The 12,650-nt window shown below is 72.4% G+C and carries 11 protein-coding genes; all 11 read left to right on the forward strand.

What is annotated here, in order from left to right; all coding sequences use genetic code 11:
• Positions 1–29: 29 nt before the first annotated feature.
• The 11 genes from ACFQE5_RS14950 to ACFQE5_RS15000 all read left to right on the forward strand — a co-directional run bounded on the left by ACFQE5_RS14950 (position 30) and on the right by ACFQE5_RS15000 (position 12,619).
• Entirely contained in the window at positions 30–770 is a 741-nt protein-coding gene (locus tag ACFQE5_RS14950) for a phosphoglyceromutase (protein ID WP_379585581.1), read from the forward strand.
• A 189-nt stretch (positions 771–959) separates the two neighbouring features.
• A complete protein-coding gene (locus ACFQE5_RS14955; RefSeq protein ID WP_379585706.1) occupies positions 960–2,111 on the forward strand; it encodes a sensor histidine kinase in 1,152 nt (383 codons plus the stop codon).
• The gene (locus ACFQE5_RS14960) at positions 2,108–2,797 is read left to right on the forward strand and encodes a response regulator (protein ID WP_379585582.1); all 690 of its coding nucleotides are present in this window, start codon (positions 2,108–2,110) and stop codon (positions 2,795–2,797) included. Before ACFQE5_RS14955 ends, ACFQE5_RS14960 begins: the two co-directional genes overlap by 4 nt.
• Positions 2,798–3,215: 418 nt before the next feature.
• Positions 3,216–4,310: a hypothetical protein gene (locus ACFQE5_RS14965; RefSeq protein WP_379585583.1), complete on the forward strand. Its 1,095-nt coding sequence runs from the start codon at positions 3,216–3,218 to the stop codon at positions 4,308–4,310.
• A 6-nt stretch (positions 4,311–4,316) separates the two neighbouring features.
• A complete protein-coding gene (locus ACFQE5_RS14970; RefSeq protein WP_449301277.1) occupies positions 4,317–5,138 on the forward strand; it encodes a sugar phosphate isomerase/epimerase family protein in 822 nt (273 codons plus the stop codon).
• 76 nt (positions 5,139–5,214) lie between these two features.
• Entirely contained in the window at positions 5,215–6,099 is an 885-nt protein-coding gene (locus ACFQE5_RS14975; protein WP_379585585.1) for a proline dehydrogenase family protein, read from the forward strand.
• A gap of 12 nt (positions 6,100–6,111) precedes the next feature.
• On the forward strand, positions 6,112–7,116 hold the full coding sequence (locus ACFQE5_RS14980; protein ID WP_379585586.1) for an alpha/beta fold hydrolase: 1,005 nt from the start codon (positions 6,112–6,114) through the stop codon (positions 7,114–7,116).
• A 52-nt stretch (positions 7,117–7,168) separates the two neighbouring features.
• Positions 7,169–8,341 carry an adenylyltransferase/sulfurtransferase MoeZ gene (gene moeZ / locus ACFQE5_RS14985; RefSeq protein WP_379585587.1) on the forward strand — a complete coding sequence of 391 codons (1,173 nt, stop codon included), beginning with the start codon at positions 7,169–7,171 and terminating at the stop codon, positions 8,339–8,341.
• Between the two features lie 219 nt (positions 8,342–8,560).
• Positions 8,561–10,150, forward strand: a complete 1,590-nt coding sequence (locus ACFQE5_RS14990) for a hypothetical protein (protein WP_379585588.1) — start codon at positions 8,561–8,563, stop codon at positions 10,148–10,150.
• A 140-nt stretch (positions 10,151–10,290) separates the two neighbouring features.
• Positions 10,291–11,073: a TIGR02569 family protein gene (locus ACFQE5_RS14995; protein ID WP_379585708.1), complete on the forward strand. Its 783-nt coding sequence runs from the start codon at positions 10,291–10,293 to the stop codon at positions 11,071–11,073.
• 154 nt (positions 11,074–11,227) lie between these two features.
• Positions 11,228–12,619, forward strand: a complete 1,392-nt coding sequence (locus tag ACFQE5_RS15000) for a nitrate/nitrite transporter (RefSeq protein WP_379585589.1) — start codon at positions 11,228–11,230, stop codon at positions 12,617–12,619.
• Positions 12,620–12,650 lie beyond the last annotated feature (31 nt).

Raw genomic sequence — 12,650 nt, forward strand, 5'->3', positions numbered from 1 at the left:
GCCCCGACCGAGGCTGGCAAGCTGGGCCCATGGGAATACTGGTCCTGCTCCGACACGGGCAGAGCGTGTGGAACGCCGAGAACCTGTTCACCGGATGGGTCGACGTGCCGCTGTCCGAGCTCGGTGAGAAGGAGGCGCGCCGAGGCGGCGAGCTGATGCGCGAGGCCGGCCTGCTCCCCGATGTCGTGCACACGTCCCTCCTCCGCCGGGCGATCTCCACGGCCAACCTCGCGCTGGATGTGGCCGACCGGCACTGGATCCCGGTCCGCCGCGACTGGCGGCTCAACGAGCGGCACTACGGTGCGCTGCAAGGCAAGAACAAGAAGCAGACCCAGGAGGCCTACGGCGCGGAGCAGTTCATGCTCTGGCGCCGCTCCTACGCCGTCCCGCCACCGCCGATCGAGCTCGGCTCCGAGTTCTCCCAGGACGGGGACCCGCGCTATGCGGACCTCGGTGACAGCCTCCCGCGCACCGAATGCCTCGCCGATGTCGTCGCACGGTTCCTGCCGTACTGGGAGTCTGCGGTCGTGCCGGACCTGCGGGCCGGGCGGACGGTCCTGATCGCCGCGCACGGCAACTCGCTGCGCGCACTGGTGAAGCACCTCGATGGCATCTCCGACGACGACATCGCCGAACTGAACATCCCGACCGGCATTCCGCTGCGCTACGACCTCGACGGCGAACTGCGCCCCACCAACCCGGGCGGCACCTATCTCGATCCCGACGCCGCGGCCGCCGCGATCACGGCGGTGGCGAACCAGGGACGCTGAGCGGCCGAAGCACTCCGCCGTTGCGTAAACGGATGGTAAACGGCGGCGGAAATGTGGCATCCCGGACAGTCGGCAGCGTCACGACCGGCCGTTCGGGCTGGCCGCCGGGGCGCCCCGCAAGCCTACGATGCCGCCGTGACTGCCCTGGCCTGCTCGGCGCTAGCGGCCGCGGCCCTCGTGCTCGGCCTCATGATCGGCCTCGTCTGGGGCGGGAAGTTGGCCCGCGCCCGTTCCCGGCGCCGTGACGACGAAGGGACGCCGACGCTCGGCGCCCTGCTGCAGCGGGTGTTCCGCTCCTCGGGAGCGGGGCTCGCGGTGCTCGCGGACACCGGCGATGTGGTGCTGCACAACCCGCGCGCCGCCGACCTCGGAGTCGTCCACTCGGGCCTGCCCGATGCCCGCGCATGGGCGGTCTGCCAGCAGGTTGTGGAGAAGGGGACGCCACAGGACGTCGACCTCTCACCGCTGGCATACCGCGGCAGGCAGCCCGCCGCGGTGCTGGCCACGGTCCGGCCGCTCGGCGACGGGTTCACCGTGGTGGAGGCGGCCGACACGTCCGAGGCCGTCCGGTTGGAGGCGACCCGGCGCGACTTCGTGGCCAATGTCAGCCACGAGCTCAAGACCCCGGTCGGTGCGATCGGGCTCCTGGCCGAGGCGGTTCTCGATGCGGCCGACGATCCGGATGAGGTCCACCACTTCGGGTCCAAGATCCTCCACGAGGCCGCGCGGCTCGGCAACCTCGTCACCGAGCTGATCGCGCTGTCCCGCCTGACGGGGGCGGAGCGGCTTCCCGAGCTCGCCGCCGTTGAGATCGACGAGGTGGTGCGCGAGGCGCTGACCCGATCGCGGCTGTCGGCCGAGTCCGCCGGAATCGCCATCACCGTCGACGCCTCGTCGGGTCTGGTGGTCGACGGTGACCGGACGCTGCTGGTCACCGCGCTGTCCAACCTCGTCGAGAATGCGATCGCCTACTCCCCGCGAGGTGCCTCGGTGTCCGTGACCCGGCGGCGTAGGGGTGACGTGATCGAGGTTGCCGTCACCGACCGTGGCATCGGCATCGCTCCCGAGCACCAGGAGCGGGTGTTCGAGCGCTTCTTCCGCGTCGATCCCGCTCGCTCGCGGGCCACCGGCGGCACCGGGCTGGGGCTGGCCATCGTCAAGCACGTGCTCGCCAACCACGGGGGCGAGGTCCGGCTGTGGAGCCGGCCCGGGACCGGATCCACCTTCACCATGCGGCTGCCCGCTCGCGCCGCGGTGGACCAGGACCCGCTGCCCGGTGCCGGGCACGAGGAATCGCCCGATCCGGCACGGACTGCCGAGAGAGCTGGAGGACTGAAATGACGAGGGTTCTCATCGTGGAAGACGAGGAATCCTTCGCCGACCCACTGGCGTTCCTGCTGCGCAGGGAGGGCTTCACCACGGCGGTGGCCACGACGGGCCAGGCCGCGCTGGAGGAGTTCGACCGCAACGGAGCCGACATCGTTCTGCTCGATCTCATGCTGCCCGGGATGAGTGGAACCGACGTGTGCAAGGCGCTGCGCTCCCGCTCGACCGTCCCGGTGATCATGGTGACGGCGCGGGACAGCGAGATCGACAAGGTCGTCGGGCTCGAACTCGGCGCCGACGACTACGTGACCAAGCCCTACTCCGCGCGCGAGCTCATCGCTCGCGTACGTGCCGTGCTCCGGCGTGGCGGTGACGGCGGCTCCGAGGCGGAAGGTCTTCCCGGAGTGCTCGAGGCGGGCCCGGTGCGGATGGATGTCGAGCGGCACGTGGTGAGCGTGAACGGCGAGGAGGTCTCGCTGCCGCTCAAGGAGTTCGACCTGCTCGAGTACCTGCTGCGCAATGTGGGCCGGGTGCTGACCAGGGGGCAGCTCATCGACCGGGTATGGGGCGCCGACTACGTCGGGGACACCAAGACGCTCGACGTGCACGTCAAGCGGCTGCGCTCCAAGGTCGAGGCCGATCCCTCGGCGCCCCGGCATCTCGTCACCGTCCGCGGCCTCGGCTACAAGTTCGAGGGCTGAAACCGCGCCCGGCGATCGCGTGGACGACGTGTCCGGAGCAGGGGGAGGCCCGGGGTGCTGCCCGCTCGACGGAGCCCGCCGTCGGCGCGATGTGCTACGGGCTATCGCGATCGGTCGAGACAAGATCGAAACTCAACAGTAACCTGGTCGCATGAGTCCGGGTGTAGTTGACGTGGCTCCAGTCGTTCGTCGGTCGGTGGGATCGTCGGCCCCACGGCCGCGGCCGGTCGAGAGGCGGGACGCGGACCGGCGCGCGGCTCGACCCGACGTGGCGCTGCGGCGCACCGCCGAGGCGCGGCCGCCGGGTGGCCGCCGGTGGTCCCGGCGCACACAGCGGGACGGACGGGAGGGACCGTTCGGCGCAGAACTCAGCGGGAACGCTTGGACCCTTGACGTCGTTCGAGGCACGGTGTAGCCGATGAGCGCAGAGATCGACCCGCCGCGTCAGCGCACGGTTGCGGAGCTGCTTGCCGAGAACGGCGGGCCCGTGACCGGCCGTCGCCGCCGCCGGCGCGATGAGGACGAGGCGGACGGGACCGCTCCGCCGGACCTGCGCACGGCACCGCCGGCCTTCGACCCGTTCGCGCCCGCCGGGCGCCAGGGGCGGGCGCCCGAACCCCACGTCACCGGCCGGGGCGACGGCCCCGACCCACGGCCACCGGCCGCCGAGCAGGCTCGCAGGCTCGGCAGCATCGCCCCTGCCCCCGTGGCCTCTGGGCCCACCGCCCCGGCTTTTCCGGCCCCCCCGAAGGACCTGGGGTCCCCGTCCAACGGCATCTCGCTCAACGGCGGTCACGCCCCGCCCTCGGTGGGGGCGCCGGAACAGCCGCCTTCGCGGTTCGCCGCTCCCCAGGCCCCGCCCGAGCGCCCCACCGAGGTACTGCCACGGGTCCGGGACGTCCCGAACGCCACCCCCCGGCCATCGGTCGAGGACTTCACCGGCCCGATCGACCGCTATCCGGGGACGGCGACCACCGGTCTTCCGCCGGGTGGCCAGCTCCCGCCGGCCGACCCCGCCGACCCGGACAGCCGCGGCCACCACGGCAGCGACGGCCACCCCGAGCCCGACGGCCGCGCCGCGCCCGTCGCCGACCCGGGCCCCCCGACCCAGGCGGCACGTCTCGACTCCTACGACGACCACCCCGCGGGCCTGCCCCCCGACGTCGACCCGCCGGGCGGGCTGCATCCGGACCTCGACCCGACCGAGATCCAGCCCGCGCGCCGCCTCGGCCGTCCCCGAGAGGACGAGTCCACCGGTGGGGCATGGGCAGCGGTCATCGTGCAGTGGATCGCGGGCGCGCTCGCCGGTGCGGGCCTGTGGGTCGGGTTCCGCTTCCTGTGGTTCAACCTGCCGGTCGTCGCGCTCGCCGCGGCGGTGCTGGTCACCGTCGGGCTCGTGCTCGGTGTCCGGACCTTGCTGCGCAACGACGACCTGCGCACCACGATCTTCGCGGTGCTGGTCGGGCTGTTGCTCACCGTGTCCCCGGCCATACTCGTGCTGCTCGGTCGGTGACCCGTGGTGGCTCTGCCGGTCTCGCCCGTCGCACTCTCGACCGCGTCGGTGTATCCGGAGCCGGTCGCGGCCGCGTTCGAGATCGCCGCAGAGCTCGGCTACGACGGTGTCGAGTTGATGGTCTGGAACGACCCGGTGAGCCAGGACATCATGGCCGTGCATCGGTTGGCCGACCGGCACGACCTCCCGGTCCGCGCGGTGCACGCACCCTGCCTGGCGATCACCCAGCGGGTGTGGAGCGCCGACCCCGTGATCCGGATCCGCCGTTCCGTGGCGGCGGCGGCGGACCTCGGCGCCAGCACGGTTGTCGTGCATCCCCCGTTCCGCTGGCAGCGTCGGTACGCCCGGCTCTTCGCCGGCGAGACGGCGCGCGCCCATGAGCGCAGCGGCGTACGGCTGGCTGTGGAGAACATGTTCCCGGTCGTTCGCGGTGGGCTCTCGGTCGATCCGTACGACCCCGGATTCGACCCGAGCGGCAACCCGTATCCACATTTCACCCTCGACCTTTCGCATACGGCCGCCGCGGGCACCGACGCGCTCGCGATGCTCGACCGCATGGGTGAGCGCCTCGTCCACCTGCACCTCGCCGACGGCAGCGGCGCCTCCCGCGATGAGCATCTGGTGCCCGGCCGGGGGACCCAGCCCTGCGCCGAGGTGTGCCAGCGGCTGGCCGCGGGTTCGTTCGCCCAGGCGGGTGGCACCGTCGTCGTCGAGGTCAGCACGCGGCGCCGCCGTACCCGGCAGGAGCGGGTCGAGGCGCTCGCGGAGGCACTGCTGTTCGCGACGCTGCATCTGAGGCCCACGACCGCCGCGGCCCCGGGGCCGTGATCCGCCGGTGAACCCGCTCCGTTGGGCCATCCTGACCGCTGCGGACAGTGCAGCGCTCAAGAGCGCGATCACGAGGATGCGGCCGACCAGGGCGGTCGTCGAGCGGTTCGTCGCGGGCGAGACCACCGCCGATGCGCTGCGGGTCGCCGGTGAACTGGTCGGCGCCGGACGTCTGGTCAGTCTCGACCATCTCGGCGAGGACGTCACCGAGCCGGCCGCGGCGGCGCTCGCCGTCGAGGCGTACACCGAACTCCTGGCCGGGCTGACCGACGCGGGCCTCGCCGGGCAGGTCGAGGTGAGCGTCAAGCTCAGCGCCCTGGGCCAGGCCATCGACGAGGACCTCGCCGCCGGGCACGCCGAGCGGATCTGCGCCGCCGCCGCGGCCGCCGGATCCATGGTCACCCTCGATGCCGAGAACCACGCCACGACCGACTCCACGCTGCGCGTGCTGCGCTCGCTGCGGGAGCGGTGGCCGTGGGTGGGGGCGGTACTGCAGGCCTACCTGCGGCGCACCGAGGACGACTGTCGCGCGCTGGCCGGTCCCGGATCTCGGGTACGGCTGTGCAAGGGCGCCTACGCCGAGCCGCCGTCGGTCGCGTTCACCACCGTCGGGCAGGTGCGCGACAGCTACGTTCGCTGTGCCGACGTCCTGCTCGCCGGGCGGTGCCTCCCCATGTTCGCCACCCACGACCCGGTACTCGTCGACGCGGTCACCGACCGGATCGCAGCGACCGGGCGGGGGCGCGACGAGGTCGAGTTCCAGATGCTCTACGGCGTCCGACCCGATGAGCAGCACAGGCTGGTCGGGGCCGGGCACACCGTGCGGGTATACGTCCCGTACGGCCGGCAGTGGTACGGCTATCTCATGCGGCGGCTCGCCGAACGGCCGGCCAACGCGGCGTTCTTCCTGCGCGCACTGACCGGACGGACCCACACGATGCGGCGACGATCGGTCTTCTGAGATTCTCGGGGGGTGCCCGCCCGACTCCTGCGCGTCCCCCTGACTTCGCCCGGCGCGGCGCCGCCGCTCGCCGACGCAGCCAGCCTCGGCCCGTTCGACCCGCACCAGCCGCCCTGGCCGGGCCGGGAGATCACCTCCGGCGAGGTGACGATGCACGTTCGGGAAACCCCGGGCGCCGCGGGCGCGCCCGCGGCGGTCTACGTCCACGGGCTCGCCGGGTCGGCCACCAACTGGACCGACCTCGCCGGGCTGCTGGCCACCCGTGCCGCGGGACTCGCCGTCGATCTTCCCGGGTTCGGTCTCTCGCGCCCCCTGACCACCGGGGGGTACACCCCCGCCGCGCACACGGAGGCTCTGCTGGGATTCCTCGCCGGTCGTGGCCGTCCGGTGCATCTGCTCGGCAACTCCCTCGGCGGCGCGGTGGCGCTGGCCGTCGCGGCCCGTCGTCCGGACCTCGTGCGCACCCTCACGCTGATCTCCCCGGCCATGCCCGATCGCCGTCCCGACCCGCGCCGGATGTCCGATCCGTGGATGGCGTTGGCGATGCTGCCCGGGGTCGGGCGCCGCGCCCGCGTCCGGCTCGCCGCGACCAGCCCGCGGACCCGCGCCGAGCAGGTCATGCGGCTGTGCTTCGGTGACCCCTCGCTGGCGCTCGAGCACCGGCTGGAGGAGGCCGCCGCCGAGATGGCGGCCCGCGCTCAACTGGAGTGGGCGAGCGAGGCGGTGACCAAGGCGAGCCTGGGCCTGTTCGCGCTGTGGCTGCGTCCGGGCAACGGTTCGCTCTGGTCGGTGGCCCGGCGGGTGACCGTGCCCACGCTCGTGGTCTGGGGTGACCGGGACCGGCTGGTCGCGCCGCGGCTGGCGGACCGGACCGTCCGGTCGCTGCCGCGGGGCCGGCTGCTCATGCTGCCCGGAGTAGGGCATACCGCCCAGATGGAATGCCCGGAACGGGTGGCGGTGGCGGTGGCGGGGATGTGGGACGCGGTCGGGTGCGGAGAGTGGGAAGATCCTGGGTGACCGCTGCGTTGCCGGAGTCGGACGACGCATACGCAATCCGAGGAGCATCGCTATGGCGCTACCGCCGCTCGTGGAGCCGGCCGCCGAACTGACCAAGGACGAGGTGGTGCGCTACAGCCGTCACCTGATCATCCCCGATGTCGGGATGGAAGGCCAGCGGCGGCTGAAGAACGCCAAGGTTCTGGTCATCGGCGCGGGTGGACTGGGCTCGCCGGCGCTGCTGTATCTGGCCGCGGCGGGCGTGGGCACGCTCGGCATCGTCGAGTTCGACGTCGTCGACGAGTCGAACCTGCAACGACAGGTCATCCACGGCCAGTCCGACATCGGCCGGTCGAAGGCCGAGTCCGCCCGCGACTCGATCGCCGAGATCAACCCGTATGTCGAGGTGCGGCTGCACCAGGTGCGGCTGACCTCGGAGAACGCGTTGGACATCTTCCGGGACTACGACCTCATCCTGGACGGCACCGACAACTTCGCCACCCGCTACCTGGTCAACGACGCGGCTGTGCTCCTCGGCAAGCCGTACGTCTGGGGCTCGATCTTCCGGTTCGAGGGCCAGGTCTCGGTGTTCTGGGACGACGCCCCCAACGGCAAGGGGCTCAACTACCGGGACCTCTACCCCGAGCCGCCCCCGCCCGGGATGGTGCCTTCCTGCGCCGAGGGCGGCGTGCTGGGCGTGCTCTGCGCGGCCATCGGCTCGACCATGGTCAACGAGGCGATCAAGCTGATCACCGGGATCGGTGAGCCGCTGCTGGGCAGGCTCGTCGCCTACGACGCGCTGGAGAGCACCTGGCGGACGATCACGATTCGTAAGGACCCGCAGACCCCGCCGATCACCGAATTGATCGACTACGACTCGTTCTGCGGTGTGGTGTCCGACGATGCACAGGCGGCCGCCGCCGGTCACACGATCACCGCGACCGAGCTCAAGGAGATGATGGACGCGGGCAAGGACTTCGCGTTGATCGACGTCCGCGAGCCGCACGAGTACGCGATCGTCAGCATCCCGGGTTCGATCCTCATCCCGAAGGACCGGATCCTCTCCGGAGAGGCGCTTTCCGAACTGCCCCAAGGAAAGCCCGTCGTGCTGCACTGCAAGTCCGGCGGTCGTTCCGCGGAGGCGCTCGCGGCACTGCACCGGGCGGGCTTCGCCGACGCCGTGCACGTGGGTGGCGGGGTTCTCGCCTGGGTCAACCAGGTCGACCCCACCTTGCCGACCTACTGAGCCCCGGCCCGAAGGCTCGCTCGGGCCCGTCCGCGGCCTGCACGGACCGTGACGACCGGGCGAGTATCGATGCTCCACCCGGAGCAGTGACAAACGTCCATTGAGGCCAATAGGGTCCCCCCTTGAAGATCGAGACGGATCCGGGGATGTCGCGTCGCAGCGTCGCGAGCCGCAACCGCGGTGGTCTGTCACCGATGCTGCGGGGGGCTGTGGGCGTCGATGGGCGTTGCGATCGAGGAGAGTACGAGGCGATGCGCCCTGCCCGGGTGCGACGCGACGTTCGAGATCATTCCGGGCCGTCCGGAGCGGCGGTACTGCACAGCGGCGCACCGGGTCGCCGCGCGCCAGGCCAGGCGGGCGGCCGCGCAGTCGGGAGGTGACGCACGGCTCGCCGAGGCGCTGCCGTGGCTGCGTCCCGCCGATGGGCCGCCGGGTCCACCGGTGTCCCGGTCGGCCGTCGAGCCGTGCCTGCGCGTCGACGGGGCACCGCGCCACCCGATGCCCGACGGTGCCGTCCCAGGGAAGGGGCTGACGCGTCGCAGCCGTGCGGTTGCGGTGTTCGGTGCCGTCGGGCTGATCGTCGGCGGCTATCTGATCACCGCCTCGGAGCCGGCGCGCCCCGCGTCCGGGATCGCCGCGCAGGTCGCGCCCGGCTACGCCACCAACGACGACTGGGCCGCCCGCGCCCAGGTGGCCCTCGCCTCGGTCAACCAGCAGCTCGACGTGATCGCGCAGACCGAGGAGGTCTGGAACAGGGTCCCGGCTGCGCAGCGCTCCGGCCTCCCGCTGCCGGTGCGTCTGCTGCAGGAGCGCAAAGCCCTGCTGGAGCGGCAGAAGACGACCCTGCAGGCGCAGCTGGCCACCTACCATTCGCTCGAGCTGGCCGTCGAGGAGCTGCGCCGGGCCGAGGAACGGCTCGCCGTGGTGGAGAAGTCGCTGCGCGATGTCCCACCGGAGGCGCTGCGCACGCCGGAGCAGGCAGCCGTCATCGCCGCCCTGGAACAGCAGCGCGACACGCTGGTGCGCCATCGCGATGCGAAACGCGAGGCGCTGCGCAGTCTCAGCGACGGGGTGCAGGGCGCCACCCACACCCCGTTGCCCGACGACGGCCGCCGGACCACCGAGGTCAGCAACGAGGTGCTCGCGCTGGCGCACGACCCGCGCGGGGGTGAGGGCACCCCGAACGACCGGTCGAGCCTGCATCGGCCCGAGGTGACCGCCGGACGCGACGAGGAGGAGGCCAAACCGGGCGCACGGGTCGCCACCAGCGGTCCGCCCGACCCGCGGGGCCCCGGCCACGAGGCCGGCGAGCGGCGGGCAAACCCCGAGAACCGCGGGGGTGGCGGCGGACCGGTCGAGACGGTCACCAGCACGGTCGACGACGTCGCCGCCGGCGCCAACGAGGCGGTGGGCGCCCCGGCCGGGGGGTCCGGGAGCGCCGCCCAGGGACCGGCGGAGCGGGGCGCCGCCCCGCAGGCGGCCGCCCCGCGTTCCGGGTCGGCTCCCGGCACGGCCCCAGCGGGCACCCAGGCACAGTCGCCGGCGCCCGGCCCCGCCGCTGCGGCACCGGCACCGGCACCGGCCCCCGCCGGTGCCCCCGCGCAAGCCCCGAGCGCCATCGCCGGGCCCGCGATTCGCACCATGTCCGGCGGCCTCGCCGGCCCCTACACCGATGCCGCGTTGCAGCAGGCCGACCAGGAGGTCGCGGCCCGGTATGCGGCGTCGGAGGGGGCGCCCTCGGGCAACAACCGGACGGCCCCGGTGCAGTACGGCGGGAACCGCCCGGCCGGCGCGGGGACGGCCGAGTAGGGCCCGGCCGACCGGCGGTGGGCGGATCTTCGGGCCGATCCCGCGTGGCGGCGGTGCCTTCCGTGCCACCGCCGGTACCGTGCGAGATCGTGACCGCTGCTCACACACGCTCCACCGGTTCGCCCGGCCTCGGCGACCCCTTGCCGCAGCACGTCCGGACGGCCTTCAGGGTCGCTGATGATCAGCCCCGCCCGGTCGGGTGGGCAGGCATGCGGGCCTGGCAGTGCGGGGACGCGCTGATCCGCCCGGTGACCGACAACGCGATGGCCGCCTGGTCGGCGGGCGTCCTGGAGAACCTGGAGGTCGAGGGCGTGCGGATCGCCCGCCCGCTGCGGTCCTCCGACGGTCGCTGGGTCGTGGCAGGCTGGGCGGCCTGCCGCTTCCTGCCGGGCACCGCGGAACCCTGGCACGACGAGGTCGTCGCGGCGGCGATGCGCCTGCACGAGGCGACGGCCGCGGTACGGCGGCCGCGGTTGCTCGACGACCGCGACGACGTCCTGTCCCACTCGGCGGCGGCGGCGTTCGGCGAGCGGCGGCTCACCCTCGATCCGCGCACCGGCGGCGACCTGTTCACCGAGCTCGCCGCGTACCGGCGGCCGATCCGGCTCGTGCCGCAGGTCGTGCACGGCGAACTGTTCGGCGCCGTCCTTTTCGATGAGAGCCGCGGCCCCGCAGTGCTCGACCTCGTCCCGTTCTGGCGGCCTGCGGAGTGGGCCGCCGCAGTGATCGTCATCGACGCCCTGGCCTGGGGCGGAGCCGATGAGGCGATCCTGGACCGCTGGGCGCACCTCGACGAGTGGCCGCAGGCGCTGCTGCGTGCCATGCTCTACCGGCTTGCGCTGCACGCCCAGCACCCCGAGGGCACCGCGCAGACGCTGGCGGGGCTCGAACACGCGGCCGGGCTCGTCAGCAGCAGGCTCTGACGACCCGGGCCGCCCGATCGGGGTGGCCGCGCCCGCACAGCCGGGCCGGATCCAGGTTGAGAACCGATTTTCCCAACCGTCACACACGGCCATGAGCGGGTAACCCGCCGTTCCTACCGTCGGTCACCGACAGACCGATGAGCAGGGAGGGCCGTTGACCGGAACAGACGGCGAATCGCAGAGCGGGCGCCGACAAGGACTCCTGACCGGCCGATGGATCGAGCACTGGGACCCCGAGGACCCCGGGTTCTGGCAGCGGACCGGTCGGTCGATCGCCAACCGCAACCTCTGGGCGTCGATCTTCGTCGAGCACGTCGGGTTCTCGGTGTGGACACTGTGGTCGGTGTTCGTCCTGTTCATGGGCCCTGAATACGGGGTGGACGCGGCGGGCAAGTTCTTTCTCGGCGCGACGGCGACGCTGGTCGGTGCCCTGCTTCGACTGCCCTACGCGTTCGCGGTGGCCCGGTTCGGTGGGCGTAACTGGACGGTGATCAGCGCACTGCTGCTGCTGGTGCCGACCATCGCCGCGGCATTCGTGCTGCGGCCCGGCACGTCGTACACGACGTTCGTGGTGATGGCGGCGCTTGCCGGTCTGGGCGGCGGCAACTTCGCCTCGTCGATGACCAACATCAACACGTTCTTCCCCGAGCGCTGCAAGGGTGGCGCGCTGGGGCTCAACGCGGGCGGTGGAAACCTCGGCGTGGCGGTGATCCAGCTCGTCGCGCTGCTGGTGATCGCGGTGACCGGCGCCGCGCACCCGACGCTGCTGCTCGCGGTGTACATCCCGCTGATCGTCGTCAGCGCGGTGTGCGCGGCACTGTTCATGGACAACATCGCCAGCGTGCGCAACGACACCGGGGCGTTCGGGCTCGCCGCGACCGACAAGCACACGTCGATCATGGCGTTGCTCTACATCGGCACGTTCGGTTCGTTCCTGGGCTACAGCTTCGCGTTCGGCCTCGTGCTGCAGACCCAGTTCGGGCGCACTCCGCTGCAGGCCGCCGCCGTCACGTTCATCGGCCCGCTGCTCGGTTCGCTGGTTCGTCCGGTCGGTGGCAGGCTGGCCGACCGGGCAGGCGGCGCGCTCGTGACCACGTGGATGTTCCTGGCGATGGCGGCCAGCACGATGCTGTGCATCCAGGCCTCGATCGCGAACTCGCTGGCGCTGTTCACCACCGGGTTCATCTTCCTGTTCGTCTTCTCCGGTCTGGGCAACGGCTCCACCTACAAGATGATCCCGGCGATCTTCCACCGGCAGGCGCTCGACCGGATCGCCGGCGGCATGTCCGAGCAGGCCGCGTGGCAGTGGGCGCGGCGGATCTCCGGTGCGGCGATCGGCCTGATCTCGGCGGTCGGTGCGGTCGGTGGACTGCTGATCAACCTCGGGTTCCGGCAGTCCTTCTCGGCCACCGGCTCCGGGGTCCCCGCGTTCTGGATCTTCCTGGTCTTCTACCTGGTCTGCACGGGTGTGACCGTCACCGTCTACCTGCGCGACTCCGCAACCGTCCACACCGGTCGTCGGCAGGTCGTCCTCGCCCGGGTGTGAGCAGGACCTGCGCCGGGACACATCCCGGAAA

Source organism: Pseudonocardia hispaniensis (genome assembly GCF_042658695.1).
GTDB lineage: Bacteria > Actinomycetota > Actinomycetes > Mycobacteriales > Pseudonocardiaceae > Pseudonocardia > Pseudonocardia hispaniensis.

Coding starts and splice junctions, on each gene's coding strand:
- ACFQE5_RS14950 (WP_379585581.1), top strand. CDS start 30: ATGGGAATACTGGTCCTGCTCCGACACGGGCAGAGCGTGTGGAACGCC.
- ACFQE5_RS14955 (WP_379585706.1), top strand. CDS start 960: ATGATCGGCCTCGTCTGGGGCGGGAAGTTGGCCCGCGCCCGTTCCCGG.
- ACFQE5_RS14960 (WP_379585582.1), top strand. CDS start 2,108: ATGACGAGGGTTCTCATCGTGGAAGACGAGGAATCCTTCGCCGACCCA.
- ACFQE5_RS14965 (WP_379585583.1), top strand. CDS start 3,216: ATGAGCGCAGAGATCGACCCGCCGCGTCAGCGCACGGTTGCGGAGCTG.
- ACFQE5_RS14975 (WP_379585585.1), top strand. CDS start 5,215: ATGCGGCCGACCAGGGCGGTCGTCGAGCGGTTCGTCGCGGGCGAGACC.
- moeZ (WP_379585587.1), top strand. CDS start 7,169: ATGGCGCTACCGCCGCTCGTGGAGCCGGCCGCCGAACTGACCAAGGAC.
- ACFQE5_RS14990 (WP_379585588.1), top strand. CDS start 8,561: ATGGGCGTTGCGATCGAGGAGAGTACGAGGCGATGCGCCCTGCCCGGG.